The sequence below is a fragment of the Streptomyces sp. DSM 106670 genome (assembly GCF_055792845.1).
The window spans coordinates 988,917-1,006,837 of the sequence record NZ_CM147704.1; the positions used below are offsets into that span (position 1 = coordinate 988,917).

16 protein-coding genes are annotated in these 17,921 nt (G+C 73.1%); 9 read left to right on the plus strand and 7 right to left on the minus strand.

Annotated elements, in window-relative coordinates:
• Positions 1 to 1,686, plus strand: coding sequence for a hypothetical protein (locus ACSMXR_RS04160; RefSeq protein WP_473171260.1), 1,686 nt, complete (start codon positions 1 to 3; stop codon positions 1,684 to 1,686).
• Between the two features lie 101 nt (positions 1,687 to 1,787).
• Here ACSMXR_RS04160 and ACSMXR_RS04165 read toward each other — a convergent pair whose 3' ends face one another.
• Complete coding sequence (locus ACSMXR_RS04165) at positions 1,788 to 3,287, minus strand: SCO1417 family PLP biosynthesis transcription factor (protein WP_218526801.1); 1,500 nt, start codon at positions 3,285 to 3,287, stop codon at positions 1,788 to 1,790.
• A gap of 102 nt (positions 3,288 to 3,389) precedes the next feature.
• On the opposite strand from ACSMXR_RS04165, the gene yczE reads away from it, so the two are divergent.
• The 4 genes from yczE to ACSMXR_RS04185 all read left to right on the plus strand — a co-directional run bounded on the left by yczE (position 3,390) and on the right by ACSMXR_RS04185 (position 6,930).
• Positions 3,390 to 4,112, plus strand: a complete 723-nt coding sequence (gene yczE, locus ACSMXR_RS04170) for a membrane protein YczE (protein ID WP_473171261.1) — start codon at positions 3,390 to 3,392, stop codon at positions 4,110 to 4,112.
• Positions 4,109 to 4,870: a glycerophosphodiester phosphodiesterase family protein gene (locus ACSMXR_RS04175; protein ID WP_473171262.1), complete on the plus strand. Its 762-nt coding sequence runs from the start codon at positions 4,109 to 4,111 to the stop codon at positions 4,868 to 4,870. The genes yczE and ACSMXR_RS04175 overlap by 4 nt, the downstream gene beginning before the upstream one ends.
• A gap of 46 nt (positions 4,871 to 4,916) precedes the next feature.
• Positions 4,917 to 6,290 (plus strand): MFS transporter, encoded by a 1,374-nt coding sequence (locus tag ACSMXR_RS04180; RefSeq protein WP_218526798.1) that lies wholly within the window; start codon positions 4,917 to 4,919, stop codon positions 6,288 to 6,290.
• Between the two features lie 265 nt (positions 6,291 to 6,555).
• Positions 6,556 to 6,930 (plus strand): RNA polymerase-binding protein RbpA, encoded by a 375-nt coding sequence (locus tag ACSMXR_RS04185; protein ID WP_003959706.1) that lies wholly within the window; start codon positions 6,556 to 6,558, stop codon positions 6,928 to 6,930.
• A gap of 133 nt (positions 6,931 to 7,063) precedes the next feature.
• On the opposite strand, the gene fxsA is transcribed toward ACSMXR_RS04185, so the two are convergent.
• From fxsA to ACSMXR_RS04205, 4 genes are all read right to left on the minus strand, one after another.
• Positions 7,064 to 7,672 carry an FxsA family membrane protein gene (gene fxsA / locus ACSMXR_RS04190; protein WP_218526797.1) on the minus strand — a complete coding sequence of 203 codons (609 nt, stop codon included), beginning with the start codon at positions 7,670 to 7,672 and terminating at the stop codon, positions 7,064 to 7,066.
• Positions 7,673 to 7,754: 82 nt separating this feature from the next.
• A complete protein-coding gene (locus ACSMXR_RS04195; protein ID WP_137235379.1) occupies positions 7,755 to 8,522 on the minus strand; it encodes a polyprenol monophosphomannose synthase in 768 nt (255 codons plus the stop codon).
• A 484-nt stretch (positions 8,523 to 9,006) separates the two neighbouring features.
• Complete coding sequence (locus ACSMXR_RS04200; protein WP_364888156.1) at positions 9,007 to 10,653, minus strand: amidohydrolase; 1,647 nt, start codon at positions 10,651 to 10,653, stop codon at positions 9,007 to 9,009.
• A gap of 112 nt (positions 10,654 to 10,765) precedes the next feature.
• Positions 10,766 to 11,206, minus strand: a complete 441-nt coding sequence (locus ACSMXR_RS04205; protein ID WP_010057405.1) for an Lrp/AsnC family transcriptional regulator — start codon at positions 11,204 to 11,206, stop codon at positions 10,766 to 10,768.
• Between the two features lie 202 nt (positions 11,207 to 11,408).
• On the opposite strand from ACSMXR_RS04205, the gene ACSMXR_RS04210 reads away from it, so the two are divergent.
• The gene (locus ACSMXR_RS04210; RefSeq protein WP_086780101.1) at positions 11,409 to 11,807 is read left to right on the plus strand and encodes a hypothetical protein; all 399 of its coding nucleotides are present in this window, start codon (positions 11,409 to 11,411) and stop codon (positions 11,805 to 11,807) included.
• Between the two features lie 427 nt (positions 11,808 to 12,234).
• Here the strand turns inward: ACSMXR_RS04210 and ACSMXR_RS04215 are convergent, their stop codons facing one another.
• The gene (locus ACSMXR_RS04215) at positions 12,235 to 13,407 is read right to left on the minus strand and encodes an acyl-CoA dehydrogenase family protein (RefSeq protein ID WP_137235376.1); all 1,173 of its coding nucleotides are present in this window, start codon (positions 13,405 to 13,407) and stop codon (positions 12,235 to 12,237) included.
• Between the two features lie 384 nt (positions 13,408 to 13,791).
• Here ACSMXR_RS04215 and ACSMXR_RS04220 point away from each other — a divergent pair, with 384 nt between their 5' ends.
• On the plus strand, positions 13,792 to 15,054 hold the full coding sequence (locus tag ACSMXR_RS04220) for a glycoside hydrolase family 18 protein (RefSeq protein ID WP_137235375.1): 1,263 nt from the start codon (positions 13,792 to 13,794) through the stop codon (positions 15,052 to 15,054).
• A gap of 108 nt (positions 15,055 to 15,162) precedes the next feature.
• On the opposite strand, the gene ACSMXR_RS04225 is transcribed toward ACSMXR_RS04220, so the two are convergent.
• On the minus strand, positions 15,163 to 15,315 hold the full coding sequence (locus ACSMXR_RS04225; RefSeq protein WP_103510322.1) for an SCO1431 family membrane protein: 153 nt from the start codon (positions 15,313 to 15,315) through the stop codon (positions 15,163 to 15,165).
• Between the two features lie 481 nt (positions 15,316 to 15,796).
• Between ACSMXR_RS04225 and ACSMXR_RS04230 the strand changes: the two genes are divergently transcribed.
• Together ACSMXR_RS04230 and ACSMXR_RS04235 are read left to right on the plus strand one after the other, a co-directional pair.
• A complete protein-coding gene (locus ACSMXR_RS04230) occupies positions 15,797 to 16,288 on the plus strand; it encodes a hypothetical protein (RefSeq protein ID WP_473172337.1) in 492 nt (163 codons plus the stop codon).
• A 109-nt stretch (positions 16,289 to 16,397) separates the two neighbouring features.
• Complete coding sequence (locus ACSMXR_RS04235; protein ID WP_473171263.1) at positions 16,398 to 17,861, plus strand: PepSY-associated TM helix domain-containing protein; 1,464 nt, start codon at positions 16,398 to 16,400, stop codon at positions 17,859 to 17,861.
• Positions 17,862 to 17,921 lie beyond the last annotated feature (60 nt).

Sequence of the window (17,921 nt, forward strand, 5' to 3'; positions counted from 1 at the left end):
GTGGCCCGGCGACCACTCCCCCGCATTCTGAGCAGCGGCAGCGCTTCGATCACTCGCAGCAGAGAGATCGCGCGCACGGCCGCCGACAGTGCCACCGACGTTCTCCACCCGCTGATCACGGTGGTCCGCGGGCTGCGGCTGCTGGCCGTGTCCGGCCGGCAGAAGTGGGTCGCGACCCCCAAGGAACGGCGTGGTCCCAAGCTGTTCCTCGGCGCGGCCTGTGTGCTGGTGGTGGCGCTCGTCCCCTACGGGCCGATCCTGGCCCTGATCACGGTGATGGGCGCTGCCGCGTGGAAGGGGCGGGAGCGGACCCCCGTGCGGACCGGGCCCGACGAGACGGAGACCGCGCGTCTGCGGTCGCTGTACGAGGCGCTCGTGCCGTACTTCTCGACGGCCGACGACCCCGATCCGCTGTTCGCCCACGGCGGCGACTGGGCGAAGGCCTTCGACGGGTACGCCTTCGACGACGACGGCCGGCTCACCCGGCTCCAGGTCTCCTACCCCGCGTACTTCACGGACGGCGAGGCAGCCGCCCGCTCCCGGATCGAGCAGCTGCTCCACACCAAGTCCGGCCGGGGCCGCGAGTACCACTTCGGCTGGGACGAGGAGGCCAACCGCCTCGTCATGACCGTGCTGGACGCGCTCCCCACGACGATCGCCGCCCAGCGCTTCGTCACCGCCCCCGGCGAGACGGTCCTCGGCTTCACCGACCCGAACGCCGTCTCGCGCACCGCCCCCGTGCGCGACGGCGACACGACCGTGGACGCCTCACCCGTGGTCTGGCGGACCGGCGGCCGCTCCACCGAACCGCATCTGCTGGCCGTCGGACATCCCGGCGGCGGCACCACGACCCTGATCCGCTCGATCGCCCTCCAGGCCCTCCAGAACGGCGACGTCATCATCGTGGACGGCGGCGGGACCGGTGAGTACGGCGCCCTGGCCGGGCGCACCGGCGTCCTCGCCGTGGAGTCCGGCCTCGGCGGGGCGCTGGCCACGCTGGAGTGGGCGGCGCACGAGACGGAGCGCCGGCTGATCACCGCCAACCGGGCCCGGCAGAACGGTCACCCGGTGCCCGACGACATCCGGCGGCCGCTGTGGATCCTGCTGGACCGGCCCGGCGTGCTGGGCCATCTCGCGGCGGCCGACGGCCGGCCCGACCCGCAGGAACTGCTCCGGATCCCGCTGCGGCACGGCCGGGCCGCCCAGGTCACGGTCGTGCTGGCGGAACAGTTCGACGCGCTGGACACTCTCACGGAGACCGTGCGGACCCACACCCGCGCCCGCACCGTCCTCGGACCGGCCTCCCGTGAGCAGATCGAAGCCGTGCTGGGCGTCGAACCGCACACCACACCCCCGTCCGAGGTACCCGCGGGCCGCGGCTACGTCCGCCTGGGCGCGGGCCCGGTCCTGCGGCTCCAGGTGCCCGCCACCCCGGATCCGTACGACGACGCCACGAGCGACGCGCACCGGCAGGCGGTCCTCGGTCTGCTGCCCGGCCGGCACTCCTCGATGGAGGCGGCGCCCGCGCGGGAGCACGCCGACGACGGCCCCGCGACGGAGCAGGTCCCCGTGGCGGTGGACACCGCGGCCCATCCGGTCGAGGCGGTGCCGGTGGAGGCGATGGTCGCCGAGGCCAGGCCGTCCGAGCCGCTGGCGAAGGCGCAGCCGGCAGGCGCCGAGAGCTGAGCCGGGCGGAGCGGAACAGCACGGCGGGCGGGGAGCGGACCCGATGGTCCCCTCCCCGCCCGCCGTCGTTCCCGCCCGTGGGAAGGGCTCCCCGGAAGCGCTCAGGCCACGAAGCTGCGCGGGGTGTCCGCCCCGACGCCCGCCCCGGAGCGCACCAGGTCCACCGCGGCCGCCAGGCGTACGGCCGCTTCGTCGGCGACCGGGCCGCTCACCGTGAACGGCAGCCGTACGTATCCCTCGAAGGCCCCGTCGACCCCGAAGCGGGGCCCCGATGGCACCCGGACGCCGACGCGTTCGCCCGCCACGGCCAGCCGCGACCCGGAGAGGCCGCCGGTGCGCACCCACAGCGTCAGACCGCCGCGCGGTACGGCGAACTCCCAGTCCGGCAGCTCCCGGCGCACCGCCGCGACCAGCGCGTCCCGGTTCTCCCGCGCCTGGCTCCGCCGGACCTCGACGGCCTGTTCCCAGCCGCCCGTGCCCATGAGCCAGTTGATCGCGAGCTGTTCCAGGACGGGGGTGCCCATGTCGGCGTAGGCGCGGGCGGCGACCAGGCTGCGGATGACGTCCGGGGCGGCACGCACCCAGCCGATGCGCATGCCGGCCCAGAAGGCCTTGCTGGCCGAGCCGACCGTCAGGACCGTGCTGCCGGCCGGGTCGAAGGCGCAGACCCGGCGCGGCATGTCGATATCGGTGTCCAGGCGGAGTTCGTTCATCGTCTCGTCGACGACCAGGACCGTACCGGCGGACCGGGCCGCCTCCACCAGGTCCCGGCGCTGCTGCTCGTCGGCGAGCGCGCCGGTGGGGTTGTGGAAGTCGGCGACCACGTAGGCGAGCCGGGGGGCGGCGTCCCGCAGCACCTGGCGCCAGCGGTTCATGTCCCAGCCGCCGAGCCCCTCCTCCATCGCGACCGGGACCAGGCGGGCGCCCGTCTCGCGCATCAGCTGGAGGATGTTGGCGTAACTGGGCGACTCCACCGCGATGCGTTCGCCGCGGCCCGCGAAGAGGTGACAGATCGCATCGATGGCGCCCATCGCTCCGGTGGTGACCATGATCTGCTCGGGCATGGTCGGAACGCCGAGCGCGGTGTAGCGGTCGGCGATCATCTGGCGCAGGGCGGGCAGTCCGGCCGGGTAGTCGCCGTGGGTGTGGGCGTACGGCGGCAGTTCCTCCAGCGCCCCCTGGACGGCACGGGTCAGCCAGGGCTCGGGCGCGGGCAGCGCCGCGCAGCCCAGGTCGATCATCGAGCCGAGCGCCTCCGGCGGCAGCGGCTCCAGGCCGCGGGCGGGCAGCGGGTTGCCGGCCGGGACGGCGGTCCAGCTGCCCGCGCCGCGCCGCGACTCCAGGAAGCCTTCGGCGCGCAGCGCCTCGTAGGCGGCCGCGACGGTCGTCCGGCTGACGGATAGGGCGAGGGCCAGTTCGCGTTCGGCGGGGAGCCGGGCGGCGACCGGGACCCGGCCCTCCAGGACGAGCAGCCGTACGCCGTCGGCGAGCGCGCGGTAGGCGGGCGGCTTACGGCCGCCGGGGCCGGTGGGCCTGGCCTGCTGGGAGCGGAGCTGGCGGGCGAGCTGTGCCGCGCCTACCGTTGATGTCCACTGCGCCATGAAAATCAGTCCACCTTCCGCGAATTGGCCATAGTTGGTGGCCTGTCCCCTGCCACAGAGTGACACGAAGCAGTCCACTACCACTACATCAGGGGGCACAACGTGGCCAGGACCACCGGCCGGAGCACCACCCATCTCACCCGGCGGCTGGTCCAGCTGTATGTCGGACTGACGCTGTACGGGGCCAGCTCCGCGCTCCTGGTGCGGGCCGAGCTGGGCCTGGAGCCGTGGGGCGTGCTGCATCAGGGCCTCGCGGAGCTGACCGGGATCTCGATCGGCGTCGTCTCGATCATCATCGGCGCGGTCGTGCTGCTGCTGTGGATCCCGCTGCGCCAGCGGCCGGGGCTCGGCACGGTCTCCAACGTCTTCGTGGTCGGGCTGGCGATGGACGGGACGCTCGCCGTGGTCGGCGACCTGGAGAGCATCGGACTCCGGATCCCGGTGATGGTCCTGGGCATCGTGCTCAACGGGGTGGCGACCGGGCTGTACATCGCGGCCCGGTTCGGCCCCGGCCCCCGGGACGGGCTGATGACCGGGCTGAACCACATCACCGGCCGTTCGATCCGGCTGGTCCGCACGGCGATCGAGGTGGCCGTCGTCGCCACGGGCTTCGTGCTGGGCGGCTCGCTGGGCGCGGGCACGGTGCTGTACGCCCTGGCCATCGGCCCGCTGGCGCAGTTCTTCCTGCGGATGTTCGCGCTGCCCGCACCCGCCGAGGCCGCCGAGGCCGCCCCGGCCTCCGACGGACCGGCCACCGCCGCGCCGCCCGCCGGTTCCGGCCCCGTTGCCGCCCCGGCACCCGGGCAGGCCATACTGCCGCAGTGAAACCGAGCCACCCCTATCTGGACCATCCGGCGCCGATCGCCTTCGCCCATCGCGGCGGGGCGGCGGACGGCGTGGAGAACACCGTGACCGCCTTCCGCCGGGCGTCGGACGCGGGCTACCGCTACTTCGAGACCGATGTGCACACCACGGCGGACGGCCGGCTGGTCGCCTTCCACGACGCGACGCTGGACCGGGTCACCGATGCCCGGGGCCGGATCGCCGAGCTGCCCTGGAGCGAGGTGAGCCGGGCCCGGGTCGGGGGCAGCGAGCCGCTCCCGCTCTTCGAGGAGCTGCTGGAGGAGTTTCCCGAAGCCCGCTGGAACGTGGATCTCAAGGCCGCGTCGGCGCTGGAGCCGCTGCTCGGTCTGATCCGCCGCACCGACGCCTGGGACCGGGTCTGCGTCGGCTCGTTCTCGGAGGCCAGGGTGGCCCGCGCCCACCGCCTGGCGGGGCCCCGGCTGGCCACGTCGTACGGGGTGCGCGGCGTCCTGGCGCTGCGCCTGCGTTCGTACGGGATCCCGGCGGCGCTGCGCGCGGGCGCGGTCTGCGCGCAGGTCCCAGAGCGGCAGGGCGGCATCCCGGTGGTGGACGCCCGCTTCGTCCGCACGGCGCACGCGCTGGGGCTCCAGGTGCACGTCTGGACGGTGAACGAACCGGAGCGGATGGCGGCGCTCCTGGACCTCGGTGTGGATGGCATCATGACCGATCACATCGAGACGCTGCGTACGGTGCTGAGCGAGCGTGGGGCATGGTCCTGACGCCCGGTCCGTCCGCGTCCACAGGGGACGACCGAGGGGGCGCGGGATGAGCACCGGCACCGAAGGCAAGGCCGAACCGTCCGGACAGCCGCCGGGCGACGAGACGGCTGCCGCCCGCAAACGCGAGCAGCACGGCTGGTACTTCTACGACTTCGCCTGCTCCGTCTACTCCACCAGCGTGCTGACCGTCTTCCTCGGTCCGTATCTGACGTCGGTCGCCAGGGCGGCGGCCGACCCCGACGGGTTCGTGCACCCGCTGGGCATACCCGTGCGCGCGGGCTCTCTGTTCGCGTACTCCGTATCGGCCTCCATCGTGGTGGCCGTGATCCTGATGCCGATCGTGGGCGCGGCGGCGGACCGTACGGGGCGCAAGAAGCCGCTGCTGGCGGCTGCCGCCTACACGGGGGCGGCGGCGACGGCCGGGATGTTCTTCCTGGACGGTCACCGCTATCTGCTGGGCGCGTTCCTGCTGATCGTGGCCAACGCCTCGATCTCGGTGTCGATGGTGTTGTACAACGCCTATCTGCCGCAGATCGCCGGGCCGGAGGAGCGCGACGCGGTCTCCTCGCGCGGCTGGGCCTTCGGCTACACCTCGGGCGCCCTCGTCCTGGTCCTCAATCTGATCCTGTACACCGGCCACGAGTCCTTCGGGCTCTCGGAGTCCGACGCGGTGCGGATCTGCCTCGCGTCGGCCGGTGTGTGGTGGGGCGCGTTCACTCTCGTACCGCTGCGTCGGCTGCGCGACCGCCGGGTGGAGCCGGGCGGCGAGGGAACGGTCGGGTCCGGGTGGAAGCAGCTGCGGGCGACGCTGCGCGACATGCGGCGCCACCCGCTGACGCTCTCCTTCCTGCTCGCCTATCTCGTCTACAACGACGGGATCCAGACGGTGATCTCGCAGGCCTCGCTGTACGGCTCCGAGGAGCTGGGCCTGGACCAGACGACGCTGATCGTCGCGGTGCTGCTGGTGCAGATCCTGGCGGTGGCGGGGGCGCTCGGCATGGGGCGGCTGGCCCGGAGGCACGGCGCCAAGCGCACGATTCTCGGGTCGCTAGTCGTCTGGACCCTGATCCTGGTCTCCGCCTACCTGCTGCCGGCCGACGCGCCGGTGTTCTTCTTCGTTCTGGCGGCGGCGATCGGCCTGGTGCTGGGCGGCAGTCAGGCTCTGTCGCGGTCGCTGTTCTCGCATCTGGTGCCGCGCGGCAAGGAGGCGGAGTACTTCTCCGCGTACGAGATGAGCGACCGGGGACTGAGCTGGCTGGGGCCGCTGGTGTTCGGTCTGGCGTACCAGCTGACCGGCAGCTACCGGGAGGCGATCATCTCGCTGATCGTGTTCTTCGCCCTCGGCGCGGTGCTGCTCGCGCGGGTCCCGGTGAGGCGCGCGATCCAGGCCGCGGGCAACCCGGTGCCGGAGCGAATTTAGACGTTGAAGTCAAAGGCCGGTAGTATACGTCTTTGGCCTGCCCGGAGGACCGTTACTGCGAGTGGAAGCGGTTCAACCGTTGGGTGACAACATCCACCAGAGGTGACAAACCGGGCATGTGCGGGTACTCAACCCAGATAAAGCAGCGGCACGACGGGCGACGCATGACCGGCAACGGGAATCTTTGCCGCCGACCGGACGTTGACCGGATGACGACGACAGCGACATTTTGTCCTGTGGGCGACAAGCCCGGGAGGCACGATTCATGAGTGAGCGAGCTCTCCGCGGCACGCGACTTGTGGTTACCAGCTACGAGACGGACCGCGGCATCGATCTGGCCCCGCGCCAGGCGGTGGAGTACGCATGCCAGAACGGACATCGATTCGAGATGCCGTTCTCGGTAGAGGCGGAAATTCCGCCGGAGTGGGAGTGCAAGGCGTGCGGCGCCCAGGCACTCCTGGTGGACGGGGACGGCCCCGAAGAGAAGAAGGGCAAGCCTGCGCGCACGCACTGGGACATGCTCATGGAGCGGCGCACCCGCGAGGAGCTGGAGGAGGTGCTGGCCGAGAGGCTGGCGGTTCTGCGCTCCGGAGCCATGAACATCGCCGTGCACCCGCGGGACAGCAGGAAGTCTGCCTGACCGCGTAGCACCGCACAGCATCACGTAACACCGCAGTACAGCACCGAGAGCCGCGGGCCGTGACACAGCATCTGTGTCACGGCCCGCGGCTCTTGCCATGCCTTCTCCCCCTCAGGCCCTCAGGCCCCTCGGCTCACGGGGTGAGCGGCGGGCGACGGTCCTGGGGGTCGTCGTCGGGCCCGGAGGACGCCTGGGAGCCGTCCTCGCGGATGACCTCGCCCTGGACGACCTTTCCGTCCGGCCGGTGCATCCTGGCCTGCTGGAAGGCGTCCGAGAGGCTGCCCGGCGGCGCGGCCCGCATCCGGCGTTCCAGCGAGCGCTCCGCGTAACGGCTGATCATGGTGCGGACCGGCGGCACCAGCAGGAGCAGCCCGGCCGCGTCCGAGATCAGTCCGGGGATCAGGAGCAGCAGCCCGCCCAGCATCAGCAGCCCGTTGCCCCGGGAGCCCTTGCCGCCCGCGGGGGCGGCCGGCGGGGTGGCGGGGGCGCCGGGCTGTCCCGGCATCTGCTGGAGCGTCTCGGTGAGGTTCTTGAAGGCACGCCGGCCGGCGCTCTTGATGACCACGGCGCCGAGCACGGCGCCGGCCACCAGGATCAGCAGGACGGCGAGGCCGCCGGCGGCCGAGGCGACCAGGGTCAGCAGCCAGATCTCCAGGACCAGCCAGGCGGCCAGGGCCAGCGGCAGGAATCTACGGGCGCGCGAGCGCCGGGGACGGGTCGGGGGCGGAGTGCCGGTCGTCATGCCCCCAGTGTGCCCGTAACGGCGTGCAAGCGGCGTAAGGGGGTGATCATGAAGTGGACCGGGCGGCGGGCCCCCGGGGCGGTCAGAGGGTCTTGCGGCCCATGACCTTGTTCGCGCGGGAGGTGATGCCCCAGCCGGTGACCCGCCAGAGCGCCTCGACGAGGATGTCCCGGCTCATCTTGGAGTCGCCGATCTCCCGGTCGACGAAGGTGATGGGGACCTCGACCACGTGGTAGCCCGCCTCGACCGCGCGGCGGGCGAGGTCCACCTGGAAGCAGTAGCCCTGCGAGGCGACCTCGCCCAGTCCGAGGCCGTCGAGGGTCTCGGTGCGGAAGGCGCGGTAGCCGCCGGTGACGTCGCGGACGGAGAGGCCGAGGGCGAGCCGGGAGTAGAGGCTGCCGCCGCGCGAGATCACCTCGCGGCTCTTGGGCCAGTTGACCACACGGCCGCCCGGCACCCAGCGGGATCCCAGGACCAGGTCCGCGCCCTTGAGCGCGGTGAGCAGCCGGGGCAGCTCCTCGGGCTGGTGGGAGCCGTCGGCGTCCATCTCGACGAGGACGCCGTAGCCGTGCTCGGAGCCCCAGGCGAAGCCCGCGAGATAAGCGGCGCCGAGCCCTTCCTTGCCCTTGCGGTGCAGGACGTGCACCTGGCCGTCGGCCGCGGCGATCTCGTCGGCCGCCTTGCCGGTGCCGTCGGGGCTGTTGTCGTCGGCCACCAGGATGTCGGCATCCGGGACGGCGGTGCGCACCCGGTCGACGATCGGCCCGATGTTCTCGACCTCGTTGTAGGTCGGAATGATCACCAGAACCTTGCCGAGCGGGCCGAACTGCCTCTGACCGCCGTCGTTCACTACTGCCCCTTAGAGTCCGTACACAGGGGGACACCATATCCAGCACGGCGGGCGGCGGAGCGCGCCCCCACGTCGGAACTTCGGATCGGGGCCCGGCGCCCTTCGGGCCGACCTGGGACCCGCTGGCTGCGGGTCGACCGAAAGCCGTTGTCTACTGAACGTCCGGGCCCCACCCGGATCCCACCCTCCGTCCGGCTGCGACCTTCCCTCGCCCCCGAGGCGCGGGCGCTGAACCTGGCTGTCAGTGGTGGTGCGCCGGTGCGGCACACCACCCCATGACCCAGCGGCGTTCGACGACTGCGTGGAGGTCAAACCGGTCGGACGTCCTGTGGTGGACCCGGCCGAACCTACCGGCCTGTGGGCGCGTTCTGTCAACAGCCGTGCGACCTGCGACTTCTTCCGAAATTGCCTGGTCAGTGCCGAAGGGCCGCAGGTCGTGGACCAGCCATCGGGCCATCGATCGGCGGTACGAAATGTCCCGACGTCACTCGTTCGGTCGCACGTAGACAGTTTGTCCGAGGACCACCGTCCGCAGGCAGACGGGAAGGTCGGCGCCGGGCGTCAGGTCCGGCAGTCCCGGCGTGCCGGACCGGGGGTCGGTGGACCAGCGGGCGACCCGGTCGTCGGGGGCCTGGACCAGCAGTTCGTCGGTGCGCCAGACGGCGTAGTCGGCCGGGGCGCCGGGCACCAGGAGGCCCGCGTCGTCGCGGCCGACGGCCCGCCAGCCGCCCCGGGTGTGGGCGGTGAACCCGGCGCGGACCGAGACGCGGTGCTCCGGGGTGCGGTGGTGGGCGGCGGCGCGCACGGTGCCCCAGGGGTCGAGCGGGGTGACCGGGCTGTCGGAGCCGAAGGCGAGCGGCACCCCGGCGCGCAGCAGTGCCGCGTACGGGTTGAGGCCCGCGGCCCGCTCCGCGCCCAGGCGCTCGGCGTACATCCCCTCCGGGCCGCCCCAGGCGGCGTCGAAGGCGGGCTGGACGGAGGCGGTGAGGCCCAGTTCGGCGAAGGCGGCGATGGTCTCGGGGGTGAGCATCTCGGCGTGCTCGACGCGGTGGCGGGCGGCCCGGATCCGGTCGAGGCCGAGCGTCGCGGCGGCGGCCCTGATCCCGTCCACGACGGCGGTGACCGCGGCGTCGCCGATGGCGTGGAAGCCCGCCTGGAGGCCCGCCTCGGTGCAGGCGGTGACATGGGCGGCGATCCGGGCGGCGTCCAGGTGGGCGGTGCCGGTGTGCGGGTCGTCCGCGTAGGGCTCGTGCAGACAGGCGGTGTGCGAGCCGAGGGAGCCGTCGACGAAGAGGTCGCCGGCGGCGCCGATCGCGCCGAGTTCGCGGATGCGCCGGGCGTCCTTCTCGTTCGCGATCTCCTCGGCCCAGAGGCCGAAGACGCGCGGCCCCGGCCGTTCGGCGGCCAGCGCCAGGAGGCCGGTGAAGTCCTCCTCGTCGGAGATCTCGGGCCCGCCGCACTCGTGCACGCTGCCGATGCCGAGCGAGGCCGCGTGGTCGAGGGCGGCGCGCTGGGCGGCGGTCCGCTGGGCGGCGGACAGCGCGCCGTGGGCGGCGGCCCGTACGGCGTGGTGGGCGTCGCCGGTCAGCGGCGCGTCCGGGTGATATCCGGCCATCGCGGTGACGCCGGGGACGAGGTCCAGCAGGGCCGTCGTGACGACCGCGGAGTGCACGTCGATCCGCGGCAGATACAGGGCACGGCCGTCGGCCGCCTCGTCGAGCTCGGCGCGCGAGGGGTGACGCCGCTCCGGCCAGCGGGCGGCGTCCCAGCCGTGTCCGAGCAGGACGTCCCCGACGGCGTGCCGGTTCGCGAACGCACGGACGAGGCCGAGGGCCTCGGCGAGCGTGCGGGCGCCGGAGAGGTCGAGTCCCGTCAGGGCCAGGCCGGTGGCGGTGGTGTGCACATGCGCGTCGGTGAACGCCGGGGTGACCAGGGCGCCTTCGAGGTCGACCACCTCGTCGACGCCGCTCGCGAAGGCGTCGGCGGCGCCCTCGGACCCCACCCAGGCGACATGCCCGCGTTCGACGACCATCGCGGTGGCGAACGGGTCGGCGGGGCTGTGGACGTCTCCGCCGCGCAACAGCACGGTGCGGTGTTCGGGGGCGCTCTGGGGGGCGGTGCTCTGGCTCATGGGACCAGTCTCGCGCCTGGCGGTGCCCGCCCGGACCTCGGCCCCCTCCCGGGGGAACGGGCGGGACCCGGATCCGCAGGGTGCCTGGCCCGGGCCCCGGGGTTCCGGAGCTTCAGATGCGCGGGGGGCGGGCCTCGTACGGGGTGGAGAGGACGACGGTGGTCCGGGTGGACACGCCGGCGAGCGTACGGATCCGGGTGAGCAGGTGTTCCAGCTCCAGCGGGGTCGCGACCCGCACCTTGAGGATGTAGTTCTCGTCACCGGCGACGCTGTGGCAGGCCTCCAGTTCGGGCACCCCGGCGAGCCGTTCGGCGATGTCGTCGGGGGCGCTCGGGTCGAACGGCTTCACCGAGATGAACGCGGTGAGGGGCAGCCCGACGGCCTCGGGGTCGACGACCGCGGCATAGCCGCGGATCACCCCGCGCTGCTCCAGTCGGCGGACGCGCTGATGAACCGCCGAGGTGGACAGGCCCGTGGCCTTGCCCAGGTCGGTGTAGCTCATCCGCCCGTCCTTGACGAGCAACTCAACGATCTGACGGTCCAGCTCCTCCATGCGGATCAACCTATGGCCCAGGGCGCCCCTCGGCACAGTCGCGCGGGTCACGGAACGGCACCTGCGGGCGGCATGTGACGAATGCCACAGGTTTGTGGGTCGGTAGCGGGCCGCCTCGCGGTTATCGGCCACGCGCGACGGGAAGTGCTTGCTGTGGTCGAGGCCGTGGCGCCTTGTCGGCCCACCCGAGGGGGGAATTCCCATGCAGAGCCTGAAGCTCACCGGACGTACCGAACCGGAGCCTGTCGATCCGGACGACGACGGTACCGCCGACGCGTACGACATGTTCGAGATGGTCCGGGTGATCTGCCCGGACTGCGCCCAGCCCATCGCGCTGCTGGCCGACGAGGACGTTCTGCCGGAGCACGCCCGGTGCCCCACGCCGTGGAACCCGTTCGTCCTCACGGTCTGCTCCGGAACCGGTCGCGGTGTGGGCGACGCCCCGCCCGCGGACGAGACGCTGGAGCTCCAGGAGCAGGAGACCGGGCTGCTGCTGACGCTCCCCCAGGGTCTCGACTGGCGGATGCAGCCCTTCTCGCACGCCGGAGGACCCGGCTCCCGTCCGCTGCGGGTGCCGCGGATGCGGCGCGAGGCCGCCTGACCCATACGCCGTACGCGAGGCCCAGCACCACGACGGCCCGGCCGCCGTGGTGCCCGCGGTTCCGCGTCCCGGTCGCCGGCGCGGGGTACGGGCCCCCGCGAACGGGCGCTCGAATCGGCGGGGCAGTGACCCCGGCCCGGCCTGCCGCGTTGGCCCCGTATGACCACGCTGCATTCACCAGTCGGTTCGGGTCGCCGCCGGCTCGCCGCACCCGCCCCCGAAGAATCGGTTCCGCAGCCGGGTACGCCCGCACAGCCGCTGCCCCGATCCACCGGAGCCTCGCCCATGGGCTCCCCCGCCGACCCGCCGATCTACAGCGCGCTGCTCAGACAGTGGGAGAGCTCGGGCCGGACCGTGCCGGGGCGCCGCGACCCGGAGTGGACCCAGGCCGCGGCACTGCCCCCGTGGTCCGAGGCGCCCTTGCGGTTCAGCGCGTCTCGGGACCCGCGAGGTGGCGGGCGATGACCATGCGCTGGATCTGATTGGTGCCCTCCACGATCTGGAGCACCTTCGCCTCGCGCATCAGCCGCTCGACCGGGAAGTCGAGCGTGTAGCCGTAGCCGCCGAGCACCTGTACGGCATCGGTGGTCACCCGCATGGCCGCGTCCGTGCAGAACAGCTTCGCCATGGCGGCCTGCCGGGAGAAGGGCTCCCCCGCGTCGCGCAGCCGGGCCGCCTCCAGATAGAGCGCCCGGCCGGCCTCGATCTGGGTGGCCATGTCGGCGAGCATGAACCGCAGCCCCTGGAAGTCCGCGATGGGGCGGCCGAACTGGTGCCGGTCGGTGGCGTACCGGACGGCCTCGTCGAGGGCCGCCTGGGCGACCCCGACGGCACACGCGGCGATGCCGAGGCGCCCGGAGTCGAGCGCGGACAGGGCGATGGCGAAGCCCTGGCCCTCCTCGCCGATGCGCCGGTCGTCGCCGACCCGTACGCCGTCGAAGTGGAGCTGGGCCGTGGGCGAGCCCTTCATGCCCATCTTCTTCTCGGGGAGCGCCGCGTTCAGCCCCTCGGCGTCGCCGGGGACGAGGAAGGCCGTGATGCCGCGGGGGCCCTCGACGCCGGTACGGGCGAGCACGGTGTAGAAGTCCGCCACGCCGCCGTGGGTGATCCAGGCCTTGGTCCCGGTGATGACCCAGTCGTCCCCGTCCCGTACGGCCTTGGTGCGCAGCGAGGCGGCGTCGGAGCCGGAGGCGGGCTCGGAGAGGCAGTAGGCGCCCAGCAGGCCGCCGGTGAGCATCGCCGGGAGGTGCGCGGCGCGCTGCTCGTCGGTGCCGTATCCGGCGAGGGCGTGGCAGGCCAGGGAGTGGACGCTGACGCCGAGTCCGACGGTGAGCCGGGCGGCGGCCAGTTCTTCCAGGACCTGGAGGTAGACCTCGTAGGGCTGGTCACCGCCGCCGTGGGCGGAGTCGTACGGGAGTCCCAGGAGTCCGGACTCGGACAGCAGGGTGAAGACCTCGCGCGGGAAGACGCCGGCTTCCTCCTGCTCGGCCGCCCGGGGAGCGATCTCCTTCGACACGATGTCGCGGACGAGCGCGACGAGCTGCCGGGACTCCTCGGTGGGCAGACGGCGTTCCACCGGCTGCGGGGCACGGTCGGACATGACGGCGCTCTCCTCCCTGTCGGGCGTTGCGACGGTCGCGCGCTCGGGGTGTGAGAGGCGCCGCCGGGTGATCTCCCGGAAGTGACCCGGGAAAAACAGACTGCCCCGCCGATCCTGCCCTCCCGGGTCACGGGTGGCGCGGTCATCGGCTGTGGCGGGTTGAGTATGCCCGATCGGATGTCTCCCGTCACGGGGCAACGGGCAGGTCGGACGGCCTGGAGGGGCGCCGGGAGATCAGCTAATTGGTCCGAACCATTGACCCAACTGGTCTAGTCCTTCTACGGTTCCACCGAACGCCTAACGCGTTCATGTCAAACCGGGCGCAGTCGCCCGGTGTTCGGCCAGCACCCCCCACGCACCAGCCCTCCCCCACGAGGAGCCACGATGCTCAAGCTGCACCGTCCCCGCGCCCGGCTCCGGGCGCTCGCCGCGGCCGCCTGTACGGCGGCCCTCGGCGCCACCCTGCTCGGCGTCGCCGGTATGTCCCCGGCCGGCGCGGCCCCCGCCGCACAGCCGGCCGCCGCCGAGGCCGCCCCCACGGCGGCGGGCGACAAGGTGATCGGATACTTCACCAACTGGGGTACGTACGACCGCAATTACCACGTCAAGAACATCGAGACGTCGGGTTCCGCGGACAAGCTGACCCACATCAACTACGCCTTCGGGAACGTGACCGGCGGCAAGTGCCAGATCGGCGACTCCTACGCCGACTACGAGAAGGCCTACACCGCCGAGGAGTCGGTCGACGGGGTCGCGGACACCTGGGACCAGGAACTGCGCGGCAACTTCAACCAGTTGCGCAAGCTCAAGGAGCTCCACCCCGATCTGAAGGTCCTCTGGTCCTTCGGCGGCTGGAGCTGGTCCGGCGGCTTCGGTGAGGCCGCGCAGAACCCGGCCGCGTTCGCGAAGTCCTGCTACGACCTGGTGGAGGACCCCCGCTGGGCCGATGTCTTCGACGGCATCGACATCGACTGGGAGTACCCCAACGCCTGCGGTCTCACCTGTGACACCAGCGGCCGCGACGCCTACGGCAACCTGCTGGGCGAGCTGCGCAAGGCCTTCGGGAACGACAACCTGATCACCTCGGCGATCACGGCGGACGGCTCCGACGGCGGCAAGATCGACGCGGTGGACTACGCGGGTGCGGCGACCCACCTCGACTGGTACCTGCCGATGACGTACGACTTCTTCGGCGCCTTCGCGGCGCAGGGCCCGACGGCCCCGCACTCCCCGCTGACGTCCTACCCGGGCATCCCGTCGGAGGGCTTCAACTCCGACGCCGCGATCTCCAAGCTGAAGTCGCTGGGCATCCCGTCGGAGAAGCTGCTGCTGGGCATCGGCTTCTACGGCCGCGGCTGGACCGGCGTCACGCAGTCCGAGCCGGGCGGCAGCGCGACGGGCGCCGCGCCGGGCACGTACGAGGCGGGCATCGAGGACTACAAGGTCCTCAAGGACAGCTGCCCGGCCACGGGCAAGGTCGCGGGCACGGCGTACGCCCACTGCGGGAACAACTGGTGGAGCTACGACACCCCGGAGACCATCGGCACCAAGATGACCTACAAGAACGAGCAGGGCCTCGGCGGCACGTTCTTCTGGGAGCTGAGCGGTGACACCGGAAACGGCGAGCTGATCAAGGCGATCAACTAGCTCTCACGGGGCAGACGGAGAGAACGGGCGGGGTGCCGGGCGGGCGCCCCGCCCTTTCGCGTGCGTCGCCGCCCGCGAGGCCTCAGGGGGTACGCGGCCCTCACGCCGTCACAGCAGACCGATCTGGGTGACCAGCATCGCGAACACGACCACGAAGGCCCAGCCGGCGATGTGCTCCATCAGCTTGGAGCCGTCCTCGGGGCCGCCGGTGCGTGCGCGGCGGGCGTGGTGGGCGTTTCCTGCGGCGGTGGTCGCGGTCATGGCGTCTCGCTGTTCGTACGGCGTGGGCGGGGTCCCCCGTGACCCGACCAGAGTGCCAGCGCCCCGGGCCGTACAGAACGAGATCCCGGTCACGGCCCGGGGCGGCCGGGGCGGCCACGGACGTCCCGCTGCCCCGCAACGGTACGGAAATACGCCGCCGGGGCCGGTGGCGCGGGCGGGGCGCGCTGTGGGCGACGCCACACCGGGTCCGGGCCGATGCTCGAACCAGGGGCCGCGCGGAAAGAATCAGGACATACGCGGGAACCTTTTCGGCCACTGGGCCGACTACTGCCCCATGGGAAGAGACCGCGGTACCGAGCCCGCCGCCGAGCCCCGCCGGGCGGCTGGCTACCTTGTGCCCATGCGTGCACCGGGCGGCCTGCCGAGGCGAGCGGCCAGGGGCCTGCTCTGCGGTTCGGCATGCCTGCTGCTCGGTGCGGTGAGCCATGTCGCGGCGGGCGGACGGCTGCCCGGCGCGGGGGTGCTCGGTCTCCTGCTCCTCGCCCTGACCGCGCAGGGGGCGCTGCTCCTGGGCGGCCGAAAGCGCCGCTTCGATCTCGTGGTGCTGGTGCTCGGGGCGACGCAGTTCGCCCTGCACAACGCGTTCCACCTCTTCCCGGCCCCCGGCGGGGATCCGCACGCCGGGATGCCGGCCGGGCACGCGCACCACATGGCCGGGCCCTCCGCGGGCCCCGGTACGGACGCGGGCGGCGGGCACACCATGGACGCCGGGATGACCGGGGCCCACGCGGCGGCCACGCTCGGAACGGCCCTGTGCGTGCTGTACGGGGAGCGGGTCCTGCGACGCCTCGCGGCCCTGGTCGCCCCGCTCGTCGTCCTCCGGTGGGCCGCCTCGCTCCCCTGCCCGCCCCGGCCGCGCCCGGCGCCGCCGGTGGTGGCGCGGATCCGGTTCGGGGCGCTCCTCGCCCGGTCCCGGTCCCGGCGCGGGCCGCCTCCGGTGGCCCCCGCCTGACCTCACCCGCACCAGCCGTCGACGCCGGAAGTGACCCGGCGTCCCTCAGGCATGCGCACGGGAGACGTCGGGCGCGCGTCCGCCACCGTCCGCCCTCCGAGGAGCACCCATGTCCAACAGAACCGAACACATAGCGCGACACGACCACGATCCGACCGACCCCCCGACCGACACCCCGGCCGGAAAACCGGCCCGACCGGCCCGCTCCTGGGCGGAGGTCCGGCATCTCCTGGTCCGGCTGCACTTCTACGCCGGAGTGCTCGTCGCCCCCTTCCTGCTGGTGGCCGCGCTGACCGGGCTGGCCTACACCCTGACGCCCCAGCTCGACCGGCTCGTCTACGGCGACCAGCTGCGGGTCGAGCGGGTCGGCGAGGAGGTGCGCCCGCTCTCCGAGCAGATCGCCGCGGCGCGGGCCGCGTACCCCGAGGGCACCCTGGCATCGGTGATCACACCGCCGGGCCCGGAGGACACCACCCGGGTGGTGCTCGCGGTGCCGGAGCTGGGCGAGAACCAGCGCACGGTCTTCGTCGATCCGTACACCGCCGAGGTGCGGGGCGAGCTGACGACCTGGTTCGGGTCGACGCCGCTCACCACCTGGCTCGACGACCTGCACCGCAATCTGCACCTGGGCGACACCGGCCGCCTGTACTCCGAGGTCGCCGCGAGCTGGCTGTGGGTGGCCGTCGCGGGCGGCCTCGTCCTGTGGCTCGGGCGCGCCCGGGGCCGGCGTGCGAAGTCGGCCCGGGGCGTGCTGCTTCCGGACCGTACGGCCAAGGGGGTGCGGCGGACCCGGAGCTGGCACGCGGTGACCGGGGTGTGGCTGGCACTGGGCCTGCTGTTCCTGAGCGCCACCGGCCTCACCTGGTCGAACTACGGCGGCGAGCGGTTCGGGCGGCTGCTGGACGCGGCCAACGGCAACGCCCCGGCCCTGGACACGGCGCTGCCCGGCGCCGAGGCCCCCGCCGAGGACCACTCCGAGCACGCCGGGCACGGCGGTTCCGGCGGCGCGACGGCCGACGCCGACCCGGCGGACTTCGACGCGGCCCTGGCAGCGGCCCGGGGCGCGGGCCTCGGCGGGATCGTGGAGGTGACGCCTCCGGCGGACGCGTCGAGTGCGTGGGTCGTGGCGCAGACCGACAACACCTGGCCGGTGCACTACGACCGGGTGGCCGTGGACACCACGAGCGGCGAGATCACCTCACGCACCCGCTGGGCGGACCACCCGGCCCTGAACAAGCTCAGCAAGCTGGGCGTGCAGGGCCACATGGGCGTGCTGTTCGGCGTCGTCAACCAGATCGCGCTGGCGCTCCTCGCGCTCGGTCTGACCGCGGTGATCGTCTGGGGCTACCGCATGTGGTGGCAGCGGCGGCCCACCCGCGGCGACCGGTCCGCGCCGGTCGGCAGGGCCCCGGAGCGCGGGGCGTGGCGGCGGATTCCGCTGCCGGCCCTCGTCCTGGGCATCCCGGCCGTGGCCGCCCTGGGCTGGGCGCTGCCGGTCCTGGGGGTGACGCTGGCCGGGTTCCTGGTGGTCGACGCGGTGGTGGGGGCGGTACGCCGACGGCGTACCGCCTGACGCGTCGGTGGGGTGGGCGCTGTGGCCCGCGCCCACCCCACCGGCGGCCTCCCGGGCGCT

Bases quoted from the DNA above. Each gene is read 5' to 3' on its own strand.
- ACSMXR_RS04235 (WP_473171263.1), top strand. From the start codon at position 16,398: ATGTCCAACAGAACCGAACACATAGCGCGACACGACCACGATCCGACC.
- fxsA (WP_218526797.1), bottom strand. From the start codon at position 7,672: ATGACGACCGGCACTCCGCCCCCGACCCGTCCCCGGCGCTCGCGCGCC.
- ACSMXR_RS04180 (WP_218526798.1), top strand. From the start codon at position 4,917: ATGAGCACCGGCACCGAAGGCAAGGCCGAACCGTCCGGACAGCCGCCG.
- ACSMXR_RS04185 (WP_003959706.1), top strand. From the start codon at position 6,556: ATGAGTGAGCGAGCTCTCCGCGGCACGCGACTTGTGGTTACCAGCTAC.
- ACSMXR_RS04225 (WP_103510322.1), bottom strand. From the start codon at position 15,315: ATGACCGCGACCACCGCCGCAGGAAACGCCCACCACGCCCGCCGCGCA.
- ACSMXR_RS04210 (WP_086780101.1), top strand. From the start codon at position 11,409: ATGCAGAGCCTGAAGCTCACCGGACGTACCGAACCGGAGCCTGTCGAT.
- ACSMXR_RS04220 (WP_137235375.1), top strand. From the start codon at position 13,792: ATGCTCAAGCTGCACCGTCCCCGCGCCCGGCTCCGGGCGCTCGCCGCG.
- ACSMXR_RS04165 (WP_218526801.1), bottom strand. From the start codon at position 3,287: ATGGCGCAGTGGACATCAACGGTAGGCGCGGCACAGCTCGCCCGCCAG.
- ACSMXR_RS04200 (WP_364888156.1), bottom strand. From the start codon at position 10,653: ATGAGCCAGAGCACCGCCCCCCAGAGCGCCCCCGAACACCGCACCGTG.
- ACSMXR_RS04215 (WP_137235376.1), bottom strand. From the start codon at position 13,407: ATGTCCGACCGTGCCCCGCAGCCGGTGGAACGCCGTCTGCCCACCGAG.
- ACSMXR_RS04205 (WP_010057405.1), bottom strand. From the start codon at position 11,206: ATGGAGGAGCTGGACCGTCAGATCGTTGAGTTGCTCGTCAAGGACGGG.